This window comes from uncultured Ferrovibrio sp., assembly GCF_937960835.1.
Lineage (GTDB): Bacteria > Pseudomonadota > Alphaproteobacteria > Ferrovibrionales > Ferrovibrionaceae > Ferrovibrio.
In genome coordinates this window covers 34887-52958 of sequence record NZ_CALGPC010000001.1, presented here as the reverse complement: position 1 = coordinate 52958, position 18072 = coordinate 34887, and the positions used below count along the sequence as shown (strand labels likewise).

Sequence of the window (18072 nt, the reverse complement as noted above, 5' to 3'; positions counted from 1 at the left end):
TGGAGAAGGAATACGAAGGCCGCCTCGGCACGGCGTAAATACGGGGACAAAGAAAAAGCCCGGCTTTTCAGTCGGGCTTTTTCCCTTTCAAGGCTGGCTGCTGCGACCGGCCTAATCGGTGGCCTCGATCGCTTCGCGCAGGATGCCGAACATGTCGTCGATATGGCCCTTGTTCAGGATCAGCGGCGGCGACAGCGCGATGGTGTCGCCGGTCTGGCGCGCCATCAGGCCCTTCTCGTAGCATTTGATGAAGACGTCATAGCCGCGCTTGCCCACGCCGTCCTCGCGGCTGGCCAGTTCGATGCCGGCCATGATGCCGATATTGCGCAGGTCGATGACGTTTTTCACGCCCTTGAGGCTGTGCACGGCATCTTCCCAATAGGGCGACAGCGCCTTGGCATTCTCAAACAGGCCTTCGTCGCGATAGACATCGAGCGTCGCAAGACCGGCAGCGCAGGCCAGCGCATGGGCCGAATAGGTATAGCCGTGGAACAGCTCGATCATGTGCTCCGGACCGGTCATGAAGGCGTCATGCACATGCTTGCGGGTGAACACCGCCGCCGCCGGCACCGCGGCATTGGTCAGGCCCTTGGCCACCGTCATCATGTCGGGCAGCACGCCGAACGTGTCGGCGCCGAAGGCCGCGCCGGTGCGCCCAAAACCGCAGATCACCTCGTCGAAGATCAGCAGGATGCCGTGCTTGTCGCAGATCTGCCGCAGCTTCTGCAGATAACCCTTCGGCGGGATCAGCACGCCGGTCGAGCCCGCCACCGGCTCGACGATCACGGCAGCGATGGTGCTGGCATCGTGCAGGGCGATGATCCGCTCCAGATCGTCGGCCAGATGCGCGCCCCATTCCGGCTGGCCGCGCGAGAACGCCATTTCCTTGAGGTTATGGGTATGCGGCAGATGGTCGACACCGGCCAGAAGCGGACCGAAGACCTTGCGGTTGGCGACGATGCCGCCGACCGAAATGCCGCCGAAGCCCACGCCGTGATAGCCGCGCTCACGGCCGATCAGGCGGGTGCGCGCGCCTTCGCCGCGGGCGCGGTGATAGGCGATGGCGATCTTCAGCGCGGTATCCACCGCCTCAGAGCCGGAATTGGCGAAGAAGACATGGTTCAGATCGCCCGGCGCCAGATGGGCGAGGCGGGCGGCGAATTCAAACGCCTTGGGATGGCCCATCTGGAAGGTCGGCGCGAAATCCATCTCGGCCGCCTGTTTCTGGATCGCTTCCACGATCGGCTTGCGGCAATGACCGGCATTGACGCACCACAGGCCGGCGGTGCCGTCGAGCACCTGGCGGCCGTCATAGGTGGTGTAGTGCATGTCCTTGGCGCCGACCAGAAGGCGCGGCTTGGCCTTGAACTGCCGGTTGGCGGTAAACGGCATCCACCAGGATTCGAGGTCGTTGGGCACGGTCGTGGCGGCGGGTTTGGTCATGACGGTCATGGCAGCGTCTCCGGCTTTCAGCGCAGCGAAGAAGGAAGAAACAGTTCCCCGATTGTGGGAGTTTGGGATGCCGAAACAACGCTTTTCTGCATCCGACTAAGTCGTTGAAACTATAGGGTAGCCGGTTCAGAATGTTCAATATATTGAACATCGAAACAGGGATCTGGAACCGGCCATGGAAATCGATATCGGCGCCCGGCTGAAATCCGTCCGCCAGGGGCGGAAACTGTCCCAGCGCGAACTGGCGCGCCGCGCCGGGGTGACCAACGCGACCATTTCGCTGATCGAGGCGAATCAGGTCAATCCTTCGGTCGGCGCACTCAAGCGCGTGCTCGACGGCATTCCGATGAGCCTGGCGGAATTCTTTGCCTTCGAAGCGCCGGCGCCGCGCAAGGCCTTCTACAAGGCAGACGAACTGGCAGAGGTCGGCAAGGGCAAGATCAGCTATCGCCAAGTCGGCGCCGATCTTACCGGACGGGCCTTGCAGATCCTGGTCGAACGCTATGCGCCCGGCGCCGATACCGGCCGGGTCATGCTCAGCCATGACGGGGAGGAGGGCGGCGTCATCATCCGCGGCCGCCTGGAGGTGACGGTGGCCGGGCAGGTGCGCGTGCTGGGGCCGGGCGATGCCTATTATTTCGAAAGCCGCCAGCCGCACCGCTTCCGCAATGTCGGCAAGGAGCCCTGCGAACTGATCAGCGCCTGCACGCCGCCCAGTTTCTGATCGCCCGGTTTTTGAGGGAGGCGCTTAGTCCTTCGTGGCAGCGACGGCGACGATTTCGATCATGTCGCCGTCTTCCAGGGTGGCGCCGATGCAGGCGCGCTGCGGCGCATTTTCCTGATCCACCCATTGCATCCAGACTTCGTTCATCTGCGGCTTCAGCGCCATGTCGGTGATGTACACCGTCACCGACAGCAGCCGCGACTTGTCGCTGCCCACCTCGGCCAGATTGCGGTCGAGCTTCTCCAGCGCCTCGCGCGTCTGCTTGCGCATGTCGAGATCGTAGGTATCCGCCGTGGCAACCGTGAAGATCAGGTTGCCGTAGACGGTGGTGCGGCTGCGGCCGGGCGCGCTAGGCAGGCGTTGAATGGGCAGCATGACAAGTCCTCCCGGTCATCGCCCGATCATCTGGCTGGGCAGCCAGGTGACCAGTCCAGGCACGAAATAGATCAGCGCGACCGCCAGGCACATCAGCAGGAACAGCGGCAGCGCCGTCTTGGCGATGTAGGTGATCTGGTGCCCGGTCATGCCCTGCAGCACGAAGAGGTTGAAGCCGACCGGCGGGGTGATCTGCGCCATTTCGACGACCAGCACGATGAAGATGCCGAACCAGATCAGGTCGATGCCCAGCCGCTCGATCATCGGCAGCACCACGGCCATGGTCAGCACCACCATCGAGATGCCGTCCAGGAAGCAGCCCAGCACGATGTAGAAGATCATCAGCACGACGATCAGCGCGCCGTGGGAGAATTCCATCTTGTCGATCCAGTCGGCCAGATGGCGCGGCAGGCCGGTAAAGCCCATGGCCAGCGTCAGGAAGGCGGCGCCAGCCAGGATCAGCGCGATCATGCAGCTCAGGCGCGTTGCGCCCAAGAGGCTGTCGACGAAGGTCTTCCAGTTCAGGCTGCCCTGCGCCCAGGCCACGATCAGCGCGCCGACGACGCCCAAGCCGGCGGCCTCGGTTGCCGTGGCTATGCCGGTGTAGATCGAGCCGAGCACGGCGAGGATCAGGCCGACGGTCGGCAGCAGGTGGCGCGACGCCCAGAGCTTCTGGGTGAAGCTATAGCGTTCGGTCGGCTCCGGGATCTTGTCGCGATTGAGCAGCGACCAGACGATGATGTAGCCCATGAACAGGGCGCCGAGCAGGATGCCCGGGAACACGCCGGCGATGAACAGCTTGGCGATCGAGACTTCCGCCGCAACGCCATAGACGATCATGATCAGCGACGGCGGGATCAGCAGGCCGAGCGTGCCGGCGCCGGCCAGCGTGCCGACGATCAGGTCTTCCGGATAGTTGCGGGAGCGCAATTCCGGAATGGTCATCTTGCCGATGGTGGCGCAGGTCGCGGCCGAAGAGCCCGAGACGGCGGCGAAGATCGTGCAGCCGATCACGTTGGTGTGCAGCAGGCGGCCGGGAATGCGCGTCATCCAAGGGGCCAGGCCGCGGAACATGTCTTCCGACAGCTTGGTGCGGAACAGGATCTCGCCCATCCAGATGAACATCGGCAGGGCAGTGAGCGTCCAGCTCGAGGACGAGCCCCAGATGGTCGTCACCATCGCATCGCCGACCGGGCGCGAGGTGAACAATTCCATGGCGATCCAGCCGCAGGCCAGCAGGCCAAGGCCGATCCACAGACCGGCGGCAAAGAGAGCAAAGAGAGCGGCGATCAGGAAGACCGCAATGACAATCTGGTCCACGGCAGAATTCCTATTCGGTGCGCGCGAGTTCGGCGGACTGATCGTTCAGCGGTTTGCCGAGCAGGACCAGCACCAGTTCCTCGACGTAAGCGATGCAGAAGATCACCGTACCAACCGCCATGCCGAGCTGCGGAATCCAAAGCGGCGTCGCATCGTTGGAGGTGCTGATGTCGTTAAACTTCCACGACCACCAGGCCATCTTCACGCTGTAGAAGGCAAAGGCGCCCGAGATCGCGATTGCCAGGATCAGGCAGAAGATCTCGAAGGCGCGGCGCTTCGTGCCGGTGAAGCGGCTGATCACCAGGGTGACGCGGATATGGTCGCCTTGCACAAGCGTGCCGGCGAGCGCGAGAAAGGAAGCCGCGGCCATGAAATAGCCCGCGTATGAATCAATACCGCGAATATAGAAATCGAACTGGCGGCCAAGGATGCTGACAAGAATGGTGGCCAGCATGGCAATCATAAACAGTCCAGCGAGCCAGAGGCTGACCCGGTAAAGCGGCTGGAGCGGAGAGCGCATGGAAATTCCGGTAGAAAAGATGCAGCAGACAATGTACGGGCGGGCTTTTGAGGGCCCGCCCGCTTGGTCTTACTTCCGGAAGGCGTCGATGATGGCCTTGCCGTCAGGACCGGCCTTCTTGGTCCACTCCTCGATCATGGTGGCGCCCACCTTCTCGAGGCCGGCCTTCAGCTCGGGGCTCGGGGCCAGCACCTTCATGCCGTTCTTCGCCAGATCAGCCTTGGCCGATTCAGTCTCGACCTTGGCCATCTCCCAGCCGCGCTTCTCGGCCTCGACAGCCGCATCCTTCAGCGCCTTCTGAGTAGCCGCATCCAGCTTCTTGAACGCGTCGTTGTTCACGAAGACCAGGTTCTTCGGCAGCCAGGCCTGGGTGTCGTAGTAATGCGTCAGGCTTTCCCAGACCTTCGAATCACGGCCGGTGGAGCCGGAGGTCATGAAGGTATCAACCACGCCGGTCGCCAGCGCCTGGGCCAGTTCAGCCTGCTGGATGGTCACCGGCTGCGCCTGCACCAGTTCGGCGATGCGCGAGGTGGCCGGGCTGTAGGCGCGCCACTTGGTGCCCTTCAGGTCCTCGACCTTGTTGATATCCTTCTTGGCGTAGATGCCCTGCGGCGGCCAGGCAACGGCATAGAGCGCCGTCATGCCCTGCTCGGCGAGCTTCTTCTCGATCACCGGCTTCTGCGCCTGCCAAAGCTTGTAGGCAGCATCAAAGCTGGTGGCCAGGAACGGCACGCCGTCAGCGCCGAAGACCGGGATTTCGTTCTCGACGTTGACCATCAGGACTTCGCCGATCTGAACCTGGCCGGTCTGCACGGCACGCTTGATTTCCGGCGCCTTGAACAGCGACGCGCCCGGATGCACGGTGATCTCAAGCTTGCCGCCCGAGAGCTTCTTCACATCCTCAGCGAACTGAACCAGGTTTTTGGTGTGGAAGTTGCCGGCCGGATAGGCGCCCGGCAGGTCCCACTTCGTCTGCGCCAGAGCATCGCCACCCGCGATCAGCACGCCGCCGAGAGCAGCGGCAGCAAGCCACTTCTTGTATACCATATTCGGATTCTCCCCGTTTCACCCGCGCCCCCAGAATGTGATGGGCGCGCATGGATTTAGTTTGTCATCGTATAATACACCTTGGCAAGGCTGAGCTGCGTGAAAACACGGCTGACGCGAAAAAGGGCAATTTGCCCAGACGATGGATTGCCTATCTCGTTGGCACAAAAGCCCGCATAGGCAAGCGCGGCCGCTCCGCCCAACCGGGGAAGTATCAGGACGGGATGACGCGCGCTTGCCTGCGGCTGAGGGACGGCTTTCGGCCGCCTCAGCGGCGAACATGCGAATCCTCGCGCGCCACCAGGAAGGGCAGGGGCACGCGGTCCACGACCTCGGGATGCAGGAGCGGGCCCATATGGTTCAGCGACGGCAGGTCATGGCCGATGACCGGCATCAGATCGGAAATCCGCGTCGCGATCCGCCGCGTCGGCTCCAGTGGTTCCTGCCCGGTCATCAGGAGAACCGGCAGGTTGATCTCTTCATAGGCGCAGAGGGCGGTTCGGAATCGATCGTGTTGGCGAAATCCCGCCGCAGTTGCGGGATCAGGCCACATAACCCATCCTGCTGATGCGGCTGCATGGCGGCGAAAGCGCCCGGCCCGTTCCAGTAATCGATGAAGCGCCGGGCTGCTTCGGTGAAATCGCCGCTGCGATCGGCGTCGCGGACATGATCGGCAAGCTGCTGGATCTCGCGCAGTGCAGCCGGATGCCTGCCGCCAAATTCCGGCTTAAGCAGATGGAAGGCGGCAGGCTCATACAGCGAAAGGCTGCACAGGCGATCCGGATGGTCGATGGCGATCCGGATGGTCGATGGCGATCCGCAGGGCGAGCGCGCCGCGATGGGAATGGCCGATCAGATGGCCAATCAGATGAACCGGCCGGTTGCAGCGGCGTATCAGCGCGCCGATCAGGTCGGCTTCATCCGAAAGGGTCAAGTCATGCGGACCGCACCAGGCTGCGCTGCGTTCATAGCCATAAAGATCGGTGCAGTGCATCTGGAAGCGGTGGCCCAGTTCAGCCAGCAGGCCGCGCCAGGCTTGACCTTGCGGGCCGGAGCAATGCAGCGCCACTACAGGCGCGCCTTCGCCGCCGACGAAGATATGGACCAATGTCCCGCATGGGCTGGCGAAACTCTCGTTCGAGATGGTGATGTTCGGCGCGGATAGCAGGGGCATGACGACAACTCCGGCGGCATGTTCAAAGAAGGGACCCGTGCATTCTTGCCGCGGCAGATTGCAGGCACGTTTCGCCATGCCGCCCCGGACTGTTTCCGCTGTAACAGACCGCCATGCCGGATCGCCGTCACAGACCGGCATCGCCGGCCTGTCATAAGGTGTTAAAGCCATGGGCCTTTTACGGAAGAACGGCTAGGATGGCGGCCGAGAGCAGATGGCAGACCGGGAGGGATTTTGGATGGCCGGAACAGCGGCAGGCGACACGGATACAAGCGCAACGGCAAAGACCGCGCCGTGGCGCGCGCGCTTTTCCTGGGCGATGTTCGATTGGGCCAATCAGCCGTATTTCACCGTCATCACCACCTTCATCTTTGCCCCTTATTTCACTAGCCAGGTGATCGGCGACCCGGTCCAGGGACAGTCGCTATGGGGCTTCACGCTGGCTTTCTCGGCCGCCGTGGTGGCGATCGGCGCGCCCTTCCTTGGCGCCATCGCCGATGCCGGCGGCCGCCGCAAGCCCTGGCTGTTCGTGCTTCAGATTCTGCTGGCTTTCGCCTGTGCGCTGCTCTGGCTGGCACAGCCGGGGCAGCCGCAACTTCTTCCGCTGGTATTGGTCGGATTGATCCTCGCCAATATCGCGGCGGAATATTCGATCATGTTCAACAATGCGCTGCTGCCGGGCCTGGAAACCCCCAGGCGCGTCGGCTGGCTCAGCGGCTTCGGCTGGGGCATGGGCTATATTGGCGGATTGATCGCACTGTTCGCGGTGCTGATCGTCTCGCGCCCCGAACTGATCGGCGTCACGCCGCCCGAGGGCGAGGCCCTGCTTGGCCTGCGGCGCGGCGAATTCGAGGCAGAGCGCATCGTCGGGCCGGCGACGGCGATATGGGTTTTGTTTTTCGTCGCGCCGATGTTTTTGTTCACGCCCGACCGTCCCGGTTCGGGCCTGCCTATCGGCACGGTGGTCAAGGACGGCATCCGCCGCGTCATCGAGACGATCCGCCATATCCGCCGCTATGGCAATCTGCTGCGCTTCCTGATCGCCTATATGATCTATTACGACGGCCTGGTGGCGGTGATCGGTTTCGGCGGCATCTATGCGGCCGGCATCTTCGGCTGGGGCACCACGGAACTGGGACTGTTCGGCATCGTGCTGAACGTGATCGCCATTCCTGCCGCCATCGCCGGTGGCTGGCTTGATGACAAGATCGGCTCCAAGCGCACCGTGCAGCTGGCGATCCTTTCGGTGGCGCTGGGCACGGTCGGGATCCTGTCGATCACGGCCGATGCAATCCTGTTCGGCATCGACGTAGCGCCGCGCGCTGCCGGTTCTGCGCCGTTCAGTTCCACAGGCGAGCGCGTCTTCTTCCTCTGTGCTGTGCTGCTGGGTCTGGGCATGGGGCCGATGCAGGCCGCCAGCCGCACCATGCTGGCGCGGCTGTCACCGCCAGACATGGTGGGCGAGTTTTTCGGGCTGTATTCGCTGTCGGGCCGCGCGACCACATTCCTGGCGCCCTTCCTGATCGGCATCACCACGCCGATCTTCGCCACTCAGCGCGTGGCGGCCGCCATCGTGCTGATCTTTCTGGCGGTGGGTTTCGCGGTGCTGTGGAAGGTGCATGAACCGCCGCGCGGCTGAGCCGCGCGGCGCTGCATCGATCAGGCCCGGTCAGGCCGATTTGGCAAACGGCCGCTGCGGCTTCTCGCGCATGGCCAGATCCTGCTCGTCCTGCACCATGTAGTCGCGGGTGATCGGCAGGGTCTCGACATCCTTGGTGAGCTGCACCTGGAAGACCATATGGCCCCAATGGCGGAAGGTGACTTCTGAAGCAGCCAGATAGAATTCCCACATGCGGCAGAAGCGCTCGTCATAGAGTGCCTTGGCCTTGTCCCACTGCGCCAGGAAGCGCATCCGCCAATGCTTCAGCGTCTCGGCATAATGCAGGCGCAGGATCTCGATATCCGTTACCCAGAGCTGGCTCTTCTCGATGGCGGGCAGCACTTCCGACAAAGCCGGAATATAGCCGCCGGGGAAGATGTATTTGCGGATGAAGCCCGGCGTGGTGCCGGGGCCTTCCGAGCGGCCAATGGAATGCACCAGTGCCACGCCGTCATCCTTCAGCAGGCGATGGATGCCGCCGAAATAGGCGCCGTAATGCGGCACGCCGACATGCTCGAACATGCCGACGCTGACGATGCGGTCGAACTGGCCGGCGAGGTTGCGATAGTCGCAGATCTGGAACTTCACCCGGTCAGACAGGCCGCGCTCCTGGGCACGGCGATTGGCAATCGCATGCTGTTCCTGGCTCAAGGTGATGCCGGTGACTTCCGCGCCGGTGGTCTCGGCCAGATAAAGGCCCAGGCCGCCCCAGCCGCAGCCGATGTCCAGAACCTTCATGCCGGGCTTGATCTTCAGCTTGGCAGCGATATGGCGCTTCTTCGCCAGCTGGGCCTGTTCCAGCGTCGTGTCCGGGGTGGGGAAATAGGCGCAGGAATATTGCTTGTCGGTATCCAGAAACAGATCGTAGAGGCGGCCGTCGAGGTCGTAGTGATGACGCACGCGGCGCGTCGCGGCGGATTCCGGATTGAACTGATGCCACAGCCGCGTCAGGCGTTCGAAGAAACGCTGCAGGCCGGAGAAGGGGATTTCGCCATGCGGGCCGAGATTGCGGACGATGGTGACGAGGAAATCGTAGATCGAGCCTTTTTCGACGGTGAGATCGCCGTCCATATAGGCTTCGCCCAAGGCCAGCTTTGGATTGAATGCCAGACGGCGGGCAGTCGAAGGTTTGTGCAGTCGGACGACGACGGTGTTGTCGTTGGGCGGCTCGCCGAAGTGATGGCGCTGACCCCGGTGATCGATCACCGTCAACGATCCCTGTTTGACAATTCCCTTCAGAATGCTGTTAAGCAACATGAGGAATCCCCTTGAGAGATAACGCCCCTTCCCGTGTTCATATTGGCGCTCCGGTCGGCGCAGGACAAGAGGGGTAAAAGCCTGGAGGGCACGCTGTAGGGGTGATTCAGAATGCCGCGGCGGCAATTTTTACGCTTGTCATAAACCGGTGGCTGGCCAACGCCGGCCAATGCGGAAAGATGCGTCCGCTTGCGATCCGCTGCATATGCCGCAATGCGATGAAGATGGGATACCCCTTTCGGGGCATCACGCAAAAAACGCCGCCTATTCGTCCCGCGGCCAGTTCTCAGCCCAGGCGATGCCCTGTTTCTGCAGCATGCGCTGAAAGGCGGGCCGGGTATAGGTCGCTGCCACCACGCGCTTGATATTCGGCCAATGCCACATCGGCTTGGGCTGAAAACGGCTCCAGCGCGCCAGCATGGCGAGATAGATGTCGCAGACGGTGTATTGCGTGCCGATCATGTAGGTGCTCTCACCGATGCCGGCATCGAGCACCGCGGCACAGCGCTCCAGCTTCACTTCAGCCTGCGCCTTCAAGGCCGCTTGGCTGTCGAGAGCGGAGAAGGTCCAGTCCGGATGAAACCAGTCGGTGAAGGCAACCTGCACGGTATTGGTCATGTAGGTCAGCCATTGATAGAAGCGGCCGCGCGCATGACCGCCCAGCGGCACCAGATTGGCTTCCGGATGCCTGTCGCACAGATACTGGCAAATGGCTGCGGTCTCGAAGATGACGAAATCGCCATCGATCAGGGTTGGAATGCGCCCATTCGGGTTGAGCGTCTTATACTCCGCCTGCTCGTGCTGCCTGGCTTCGAGATCAAGCTGCACGGCTTCATAAGGCGCGCCGATTTCTTCCAGCACGGCCTGCGGCGCCATCGCCGCAGTGCCCGGTGCCCAGAAGAGTTTGTACATCAAACGCGCCCTGCGCCGGTCAGTGGCGGAAATGCCGCATGCCGGTGAACACCATGGCCAGGCCCGCCTTGTCGGCGGCATCGATCACTTCCTGATCGCGGATCGAACCGCCCGGCTGGATCACCGCCGTGGCGCCGGCCTCGACCAGAACTTCCAGGCCATCGGCAAACGGGAAGAAGGCATCCGATGCGGCCACCGACCCCTTGGTCAGTGCCTCGCTCAACCCGGCCGCCTTGGCGGCATCCTGCGCCTTGCGGTAGGCGATGCGGGCGGAATCGACGCGGCTCATCTGCCCGGCGCCGATGCCCACGGTGGCGCCGTTCTTGGCATAGACGATGGTGTTGGACTTCACATGCTTGCCGACCCGGAAGGCGAACAGCATGTCGGCCAGTTCCTGCGCGGTCGGCGCGCGCTTGGTCACCACCTTGAGGTCGGTCTCCACCACGCGGCCGGCATCGCGGGTCTGCACCAGATAGCCGCCTGCCACCGACTTGACGAACCAGCCCGGCGCCACCGGATCGGCCATGCCGCCGGTCAGCAGCAGGCGCAGATTCTTCTTTGCGGCCAGCAGCGCCTTGGCATCCTCATCGGCATCGGGGGCGACGATCACCTCGGTGAAGATCGCGCCGATCTTCTCGGCCGTGGTCTTGTCCAGCTTGCGGTTCATCGCCACGATGCCGCCGAAAGCGGATACCGGATCGCAGCGCAAAGCGGCATCCCAGGCGGCGCTCAATGTGTCGGCCGTGGCCACGCCGCAGGGATTGGCATGCTTGATGATGGCAATCGCCGGTTTGTCGGAGAATTCCGAAACCAGCTCGAAAGCCGCATCCGTGTCGTTCAGGTTGTTGTAGGACAGCTCCTTGCCCTGCAGCTGCCGCGCCGTGGCGACGCCGGGGCGCCTGTCGCCCGGCACCACATAGAAGGCGGCCTGCTGATGCGGGTTCTCGCCGTAGCGCAGGCTCTGCTTGCGCTCGGCCGAGAGCAGCAGGGTCGGCGGGAAGTCTTCGCCATTCTGCCGCGCGAACCAGGTGGCGATCATCGAGTCATAAGAGCCGGTATGCGCATAGGCCTTGGCAGCCAGACGGCGGCGCAGATCGAGCTGGGTCGATCCGCCGGTCGCCTGCATGGCGGCGATCACGTCACTATAGTCGGCCGTATCCACCACCACGGTGACATAGCCATGGTTCTTGGCGGCAGAGCGGATCATCGCCGGACCGCCGATATCGATATTCTCGATGCAGGTGGCGAAATCGGCGCCCTTGGCGACAGTTGCGGCAAACGGATAGAGGTTCACCACCACCAGATCGATCGGCGGGATATTGTGCTTGTCCATCGCCGCCTTGTGCTCGGGCTCATCGCGCAGCGCCAGGATGCCGCCATGGATGGTCGGGTGCAGCGTCTTGACGCGGCCATCCATCATTTCGGGGAAGCCGGTATGCTCAGCCACCTCCTTCACCGCGACGCCGGCCTCCTTCAGGGCCTTGTAGGTGCCGCCGGTGGACAGGATTTCGACGCCGAAACCGGCCAGCGCCCGGCCGAATTCGACCAGTCCGGTCTTGTCCGAAACGGAGAGCAAAGCGCGGCGGATGGGGATCAGATCGACAGTCATCGGCAGGACCTTACATGATCGGGTGGGGTGGGCGGCGAGGCTATAGCACGCTAAGGCCACACCCGGAAGGCGTGGAAAATATCCCCTATTCCAAGGGGTTATGGGATTTGTGCCGGGCGACGATCCATGCTACACGAGGCCCCCATGCGCTCTTACCTGGAATTTGAAAAGCCCATCGCCGAGCTTGAGGCGAAGATCGCCGAACTCAGGCAGCTGGCCGATGGCGGCAACACCGATATCACCGAAGATCTCGAGCGGCTGGAAGCCAAGGCGGCCCAGCAGCTTCAGGCGACCTATGCCAGGCTCAATGCCTGGCAGAAGACCCAGGTCGCCCGGCACCAGGACCGCCCGCATTTTGCCGATTACGTGGCGGCGCTGATCGAGGATTACGTGCCGCTGGCGGGCGACCGCAATTTCGCCGAGGATTCGGCGATCACCGGCGGCATGGGACGCTTCCGCGGCCGCGCCGTGATGGTGATCGGCCACGAGAAAGGCCGCGGCATCGAAGGTCGCGTGAAGCATAATTTCGGCATGGCCAAGCCCGAAGGCTATCGCAAGGCGATCCGCCTGATGCGGCTGGCCGACCGCTTCCGCCTGCCGGTGATCACCCTGGTGGACACCGCCGGCGCCTATCCGGGCGTGCAGGCGGAAGAGCGCGGCCAGGCCGAGGCGATTGCCCGTGCCATCGACTGCTGCCTCGATATCCGCGTGCCGCTGGTCTCCGCCGTGGTGGGCGAGGGCGGCTCGGGCGGCGCGGTTGCCCTGGCAGCGGCCAACCGCGTGGTGATGTTTGAACATGCGATCTATTCGGTGATCTCGCCGGAAGGCTGTGCCGCCATCCTGTGGAACGATGGCAGCCGCGCGCCGGATGCGGCCGAGGCCCTGCGGCTGACGGCAGACGATCTGCTGAAGCTCAAAGTGGTGGATGAAGTGGTGAAGGAACCCGTCGGCGGCGCTCACCGCAATCCCGCCCAGGCGATCGCGGCGCTCGGCGAGTCGCTGGATCGTCACTTGCGCGATCTGGTCGGCCAGGAGCCGGGCGCCCTGCGTGAGGCGCGGCGCCGCAAGTTCCTCGAAATGGGCAGCAGCGGGCTGTAATCGCCTTTCACTAAAAAGATCAGGTCACGGCGGCGGCGTTTCGGATGCCGCCGCCGTTTCTTCTGCGGGCTGCGCGTCTTCCGCAGGCGGCGTCTCATCGAGCGGAATGGTGACGATGGCTGTCGTTCCATTCTGCTTGTGGAAGGTGATGGTGCCGCGCAACTGGCCCAGCAATCCGTTGATCAGCTGCAGGCCGGAGCGGCGGCTGCCCGCGCCTTCATAGCCGATGCCGTCATCCCGCACCCTGATTTCGGCGGCATGGCCAAGATGCTTCAGGGAAACGGATATGCGGCCACCCTCGCGTCCTACAAAGGCATGTTTCATCGTGTTGCTGAGCAGCTCCAGCACGATCAGGGCGGCCGGCATGGCAATCGAGATGCCCATCGGCACCGGTTCGATATCGTAATCGAGCGAAATTGCGGCTTCCGGCGGCACAATGGCGGGATTGTTGCAGAGCGTGCGGATGAACGCGCCGAAATCCACTGCGCCGTATTCCTGCGAATTGTAGAGGATGTTGTGGACTTCCGAGATCGCCCAGACACGCTGCTCGATCTCTTCCAGCACGGTCTTCGCCTCTGGCGCTTCGCGTCCGCGCAGCCGCATCAGGCCTTGCACCATCATCAGATTGTTGCGGACCCGGTGATTGAGTTCCTTGAACAGGGTCTCGCGGAACCTGGCGAGCCGGTTGGCCTCATCAAGCTGCTGCTGTGCGATGGCCGTCCGCCGCAATGCGCGTTCGGCCTGCAGCAACTGCGAGGCCTGGGTGGAGGCGAAGAAGCCGAGAATGGCAGTCACAAGAAAGAACAGCGTGATCGGGATCACATCGAGGATCCAGGCGTCCCGAACGCTTGCCTTGGAGACGCCGGTCACTGCGAAAAGCGGCAGATCGCCGATGCGCCGGACGGCGTAATAGCGTGACACACCATCGCTATAGCCGGGGCCGTCATAAACGCCGGCATCCGATTGGGCGATGATCTGCATTGGAGGCGCGTTGCGCGGTACCGAATAGGGCGGCTCGTCGATGATATGCCGCAGCAGCACTTTTCCATCGGTACGCAGCAATGCCGCCGATGAGCCGGGTTGCGCTGCGATCTCCTGCATGAAGAGTGCGAGTCTTTCGGTATCGGACGCCGCGGTGAGCACGCCCTGAAAATCCTCACCACTGCGCCGTTTCGCCAGAACCAGTGCGTCGCGATTGGCGGGCCATAGCATGACACGGTCCAGCACGATGGTGTCGGCTTGCAGCAGCGTCTGGAAATAGCTGCGATGCGACAGATTGGCCTGCAGCGGATAGGTGCGGCTGCCCGCTATCATGTTGCCCTGCGCATCCATCACGCCGAGGCTGGTGGTGAATTTTAGTCCCGCATCGAGCTGGGCCAGCCGGCGATGCAGGGCCTCGGCTTCCATATCGGGATGCTCATCCAGAATGCGGTCGATCTGGTCGAGCAGCAGACGCTTGGTCTGGATGACACGCAGAAAATGCTGACTGAGCAGTTCCGCCGTCTGCCGGTTCGTGGCAATGGTCGCGCTCAGATGGCTTTGCCAAAGCTGATACGACCAGACCAGGGCGATGACGGTGGGCAGGATCAGCGTGCCGATCCGGAGCCAGCGCAATATCCGATCGCCCCGTTCAGTCGGCAAACGCCCTTCCTCCCGTTGCTATGCCCATTGTTATGGTTGTTATGCTTATGTGGTTTGGGCGGAACCGGGCCAAATGCTAGCGTAGGATTCCGTCCGACGGCTAGATATTTGCTGTCTTTTCAGATCGGGAGCGCCAAATTGGCAGCCGACCCGCCGAAGTGCTGCCGCGCAGACGCGGGATCAATCAAGCCAGCTTCGCCCGCTCGACCGCAATCTGCGCCGCCAGTGCAGCATTGTTCTTCACCAGTGCGATATTGGCCTTCAGGCTTGCGCCTGCGGTCAGCTTGTTGATGCGGTCCAGCAGGAAGGGCGTCACGGCCTTGCCCGCAATGCCGCGCTGCTCGGCTTCCGCTAGGGCATCGGCGATGATTGTGTCGATCATCGCCGCATCCAGGCTGTCGGCCTCCGGGATCGGATTGGCGATCAGCAGTCCGCTGCCCGAGCCAAGCTGGCGATGCAGCTTGATCGCGGCTGCAATCTCGGCGGCGGTATCGAGCCGCAGATCGGTCTTGCAGCCGCTGCTGCGGGTGAAAAAGGCCGGGAAGTCGCTGGTGCCGACGCCGATCACCGGTACGCGCTGGGTCTCCAGCACTTCCAAAGTCTTCGGGATGTCGAGGATCGATTTGGCGCCGGCGCAGACCACGGCAACCGGCGTGCGGCCCAGTTCGATCAGATCGGCGGAGATGTCGAATGTCTGTTCCGCGCCGCGATGCACGCCGCCGATGCCGCCGGTGGCGAACACCTCGATGCCGGCGAGCGCCGCCAGCAGCATGGTGGCCGAGACGGTCGTTCCCGCATTGCGCTTCTGCACGGCCATGATGGCGAGATCGCGGCTCGATGCCTTGGCGGCCTGGCGATCTGCTGCGATGGCTTTTAGCGCTGCTGCATCCAGTCCGATGCGGAACTCTCCCGCGATCACCGCAATGGTCGCCGGCACCGCGCCATGATCGTGCACGATGCGCTCGACGGTTTGCGCCATCGCGAGATTGTCGGGATAGGGCATGCCATGGCTGACGATGGTCGATTCCAGCGCGACGACCGGGTGGCGTTCGGCCAGTGCTGCAGCAACTTCAGGGGCGATGACCAGTGGCAGACCGGCGGCTTTATCGCGCATGCAGGTTTTCTCCTACGCCCAGCAAGGCGGGCGACATGTCTGGCCGCACCGTGGCATCGCTGGCAATGGTCAGCGCCGCCGCGCGCATGCCTGTGGCAACGGCTTCGGTCAGCGGCGCGCCGCAGGAAATCTGCCACAGACAGCCGCCGATCAAGGCGTCGCCGGCGCCGGTGACATCGACGCAAGTCGTCGCCGCGGCAGGCAGAAAGGTGCAGCCGTCCTGATCTGCCAGCAGGCAGCCTTCGGCCCCCAGCATCACCACCACCCGCGCAGCCCCGGCGGACTGGATGTGCAAAGCCGCCTGCACCGGCACGGGAACGGCCTGATCAGCGATGGCCGCCGCTTCGTCGCGGTTGAGGAACAGCAGATCAATGCCGGACAGATCCTGCGGCAGGCGCTTTGCCTTCGGCGCCGAGACCGCATCGACGGCCAGCCGAAAGCTGCCCTTGCGCCGCCGCTGCAGCAGCGTGTTCAGGGTCTCGGGGGGCAGGTTGCAATCGGCAAACACCCAATCGGCCTTCTCGATGGGCAGTTTGCCGAGCCAGCCGGGCGTCAGGTCCTCGAAGATCGCCATCTCCGCCAGGCCGATCAGCAGCCGGCCTTCCGGCTCCAGCACGGCGATATACTCCGCCGTGCGCCGATGCGGATTGCGGCCGATGAGATCGACCTGAACATTCAACGCCGCAAGATGATCCAGCAGGGCCGTGCCGTTGCCGCCTTCTCCGACCAATGTCGCCAGCGCGGTTGAAACGCCAAGCCGTGCCAGGGTTTCCGCCACGTTGCGAGCCACGCCGCCGAAGCTCTGCGCGGCATCCACGGGATTGGAGGTCGCAAACTGCGGCGCGGCACGGCCGCGGTATTTGCGGTCGATTACCGCGCCGCCTAAGCAGAGGATATGATGCCTTGTCGCGTTCGCTGTCACGCCCCGCAGCTTGCGAAGCGCCACAGGGCCGGTCAAGCCGGCTCAGCAGGGCAGGCTGAAAATGAATTCGTGATAATCCTGGCCGCGCTGGGCGAGGATCGAATTCAGCCGCTCGGCGCCCGCGCGCATGCCGGCATTGCGGTCGGCATGGCGGCTTTCCTCGGTCAGCAGGTCGCGATAGATCGGCTCGATGGCGGCCAGAGCCGCGCGGTCCGGCGCGCGCCGGTTGGAATGATAGCCGCTGATCTTGCCGTTATCGTCATAGCTCGGCGTGACATGGGCCAGCACCCAGTAATGATCGCCGTTCTTTGCCAGGTTCTTCACATAGGCAAAGATTTCGTTCCCCGATTTGATGTGGTCCCACATCATTTTGAAGACGCAGCGCGGCATGTCGGGATGCCGCAGGATGCTGTGCGGCTGGCCGATGAGTTCCGCTTCGCCATACAGGCCAATCTTGCAGAAGACATCGTTCGCATAGGTGATGCGACCCTGCAGATCGGTCTTGCTGACGATGATGTCGTCTTCGGAAAAACTACGCTCACGATTGGTCGGAACGGGACGCTTCATACCTGAATCCAAAGGAAGGAAATCGCCCGCTGTTTTAAGTAACATTGGCGGGGAGTCAATACTGTTACCCTCTGAAACAATTCTCCGGCTGCGAATGGTTTTCGCCCGATTCCGCATCTGGGGATGCGGATTTATCTCGCGTTGAGGATGGTGCGTCCGGCTAGACGCCAGCGGGAAAGCCGGGTCGATGGGCTGGTATATTGTCCGACAATCAGGCCGCGGGACGCTTCTTCACGAGCTGCGTGCCGAAGAAACTCATCACCGTTTCGCCCTTCTGGTTCTCGATCCAGTATTTCATCTTCACGATGCCGCGGTCGGGCTTGGACTGGCTTTCGCGTTTCTCCTCGATTCGCGCCCTGCCAAAGAGGGTGTCGCCCGGACGTACCGGCAGATACCAGCGCAGCTCGTCCAGGCCGGGCGAGCCCATGCTGCCTTTACCCAGCAGGCCCGCCTGCAGCAGCATGCGAAAGCCCAAAAGGCCGGTCTGCCAGCCGGAGGCGATCAGCCCGCCATAGATCGAGGCTTCGGCAGCCTGCTTGTCGAGATGGAAAGGCTGCGGATCGTAAGTAAAAGCGAAGTTCAGGATCTCGGCCTCCGAGATGGTGACGCCATCGGCCACGATCACTTCGCCGGTCTCGTAATCCTCATAATAACGGTCGCGCTTGCTCATCTTGCTTCCC

General features: G+C 63.1%; 18 protein-coding genes. 3 read left to right on the top strand and 15 right to left on the bottom strand.

Going from position 1 to position 18072, the window contains the following annotated elements:
• Positions 1-111: 111 nt before the first annotated feature.
• Positions 112-1452, bottom strand: coding sequence for an aspartate aminotransferase family protein (locus Q0603_RS00265; protein ID WP_298720219.1), 1341 nt, complete (start codon positions 1450-1452; stop codon positions 112-114).
• Between the two features lie 175 nt (positions 1453-1627).
• Between Q0603_RS00265 and Q0603_RS00260 the strand changes: the two genes are divergently transcribed.
• Positions 1628-2176 (top strand): cupin domain-containing protein, encoded by a 549-nt coding sequence (locus Q0603_RS00260; protein WP_298720217.1) that lies wholly within the window; start codon positions 1628-1630, stop codon positions 2174-2176.
• Between the two features lie 24 nt (positions 2177-2200).
• Here the strand turns inward: Q0603_RS00260 and Q0603_RS00255 are convergent, their stop codons facing one another.
• The 6 genes from Q0603_RS00255 to Q0603_RS00230 form a co-directional block, all read right to left on the bottom strand.
• Positions 2201-2551 (bottom strand): RidA family protein, encoded by a 351-nt coding sequence (locus Q0603_RS00255; protein ID WP_298720215.1) that lies wholly within the window; start codon positions 2549-2551, stop codon positions 2201-2203.
• Positions 2552-2566: 15 nt separating this feature from the next.
• A complete protein-coding gene (locus Q0603_RS00250) occupies positions 2567-3871 on the bottom strand; it encodes a TRAP transporter large permease subunit (RefSeq protein ID WP_298720212.1) in 1305 nt (434 codons plus the stop codon).
• Between the two features lie 10 nt (positions 3872-3881).
• A complete protein-coding gene (locus Q0603_RS00245) occupies positions 3882-4391 on the bottom strand; it encodes a TRAP transporter small permease (protein WP_298720210.1) in 510 nt (169 codons plus the stop codon).
• 69 nt (positions 4392-4460) lie between these two features.
• Positions 4461-5438: a TRAP transporter substrate-binding protein gene (locus Q0603_RS00240; RefSeq protein ID WP_298720206.1), complete on the bottom strand. Its 978-nt coding sequence runs from the start codon at positions 5436-5438 to the stop codon at positions 4461-4463.
• A 268-nt stretch (positions 5439-5706) separates the two neighbouring features.
• Positions 5707-5892 (bottom strand): hypothetical protein, encoded by a 186-nt coding sequence (locus Q0603_RS00235; protein ID WP_298720202.1) that lies wholly within the window; start codon positions 5890-5892, stop codon positions 5707-5709.
• A 297-nt stretch (positions 5893-6189) separates the two neighbouring features.
• Positions 6190-6612, bottom strand: a complete 423-nt coding sequence (locus Q0603_RS00230) for an alpha/beta fold hydrolase (protein WP_298720199.1) — start codon at positions 6610-6612, stop codon at positions 6190-6192.
• A gap of 238 nt (positions 6613-6850) precedes the next feature.
• Here Q0603_RS00230 and Q0603_RS00225 point away from each other — a divergent pair, with 238 nt between their 5' ends.
• Positions 6851-8251: an MFS transporter gene (locus tag Q0603_RS00225; RefSeq protein WP_298720196.1), complete on the top strand. Its 1401-nt coding sequence runs from the start codon at positions 6851-6853 to the stop codon at positions 8249-8251.
• Between the two features lie 30 nt (positions 8252-8281).
• Here Q0603_RS00225 and Q0603_RS00220 read toward each other — a convergent pair whose 3' ends face one another.
• The 3 genes from Q0603_RS00220 to purH all read right to left on the bottom strand — a co-directional run bounded on the left by Q0603_RS00220 (position 8282) and on the right by purH (position 12050).
• Positions 8282-9529 (bottom strand): cyclopropane-fatty-acyl-phospholipid synthase family protein, encoded by a 1248-nt coding sequence (locus Q0603_RS00220; RefSeq protein ID WP_298720193.1) that lies wholly within the window; start codon positions 9527-9529, stop codon positions 8282-8284.
• A 264-nt stretch (positions 9530-9793) separates the two neighbouring features.
• Complete coding sequence (locus Q0603_RS00215) at positions 9794-10441, bottom strand: glutathione S-transferase family protein (RefSeq protein ID WP_298720190.1); 648 nt, start codon at positions 10439-10441, stop codon at positions 9794-9796.
• A 19-nt stretch (positions 10442-10460) separates the two neighbouring features.
• Positions 10461-12050, bottom strand: coding sequence for a bifunctional phosphoribosylaminoimidazolecarboxamide formyltransferase/IMP cyclohydrolase (purH, locus tag Q0603_RS00210; protein WP_298720187.1), 1590 nt, complete (start codon positions 12048-12050; stop codon positions 10461-10463).
• A gap of 144 nt (positions 12051-12194) precedes the next feature.
• Between purH and Q0603_RS00205 the strand changes: the two genes are divergently transcribed.
• Positions 12195-13148 (top strand): acetyl-CoA carboxylase carboxyltransferase subunit alpha, encoded by a 954-nt coding sequence (locus Q0603_RS00205; protein ID WP_298720184.1) that lies wholly within the window; start codon positions 12195-12197, stop codon positions 13146-13148.
• Between the two features lie 24 nt (positions 13149-13172).
• Here the strand turns inward: Q0603_RS00205 and Q0603_RS00200 are convergent, their stop codons facing one another.
• The 5 genes from Q0603_RS00200 to Q0603_RS00180 all read right to left on the bottom strand — a co-directional run bounded on the left by Q0603_RS00200 (position 13173) and on the right by Q0603_RS00180 (position 18062).
• Positions 13173-14789: a histidine kinase dimerization/phosphoacceptor domain -containing protein gene (locus Q0603_RS00200; RefSeq protein WP_298720182.1), complete on the bottom strand. Its 1617-nt coding sequence runs from the start codon at positions 14787-14789 to the stop codon at positions 13173-13175.
• Positions 14790-14973: 184 nt separating this feature from the next.
• Positions 14974-15903 (bottom strand): pseudouridine-5'-phosphate glycosidase, encoded by a 930-nt coding sequence (locus Q0603_RS00195; protein ID WP_298720179.1) that lies wholly within the window; start codon positions 15901-15903, stop codon positions 14974-14976.
• Entirely contained in the window at positions 15893-16861 is a 969-nt protein-coding gene (locus Q0603_RS00190) for a carbohydrate kinase family protein (protein WP_298720176.1), read from the bottom strand. The genes Q0603_RS00195 and Q0603_RS00190 overlap by 11 nt, the downstream gene beginning before the upstream one ends.
• Before the next feature lie 6 nt (positions 16862-16867).
• On the bottom strand, positions 16868-17392 hold the full coding sequence (locus Q0603_RS00185; RefSeq protein WP_298720173.1) for a PAS domain-containing protein: 525 nt from the start codon (positions 17390-17392) through the stop codon (positions 16868-16870).
• Between the two features lie 211 nt (positions 17393-17603).
• A complete protein-coding gene (locus Q0603_RS00180; RefSeq protein ID WP_298720171.1) occupies positions 17604-18062 on the bottom strand; it encodes a MaoC family dehydratase in 459 nt (152 codons plus the stop codon).
• Positions 18063-18072 lie beyond the last annotated feature (10 nt).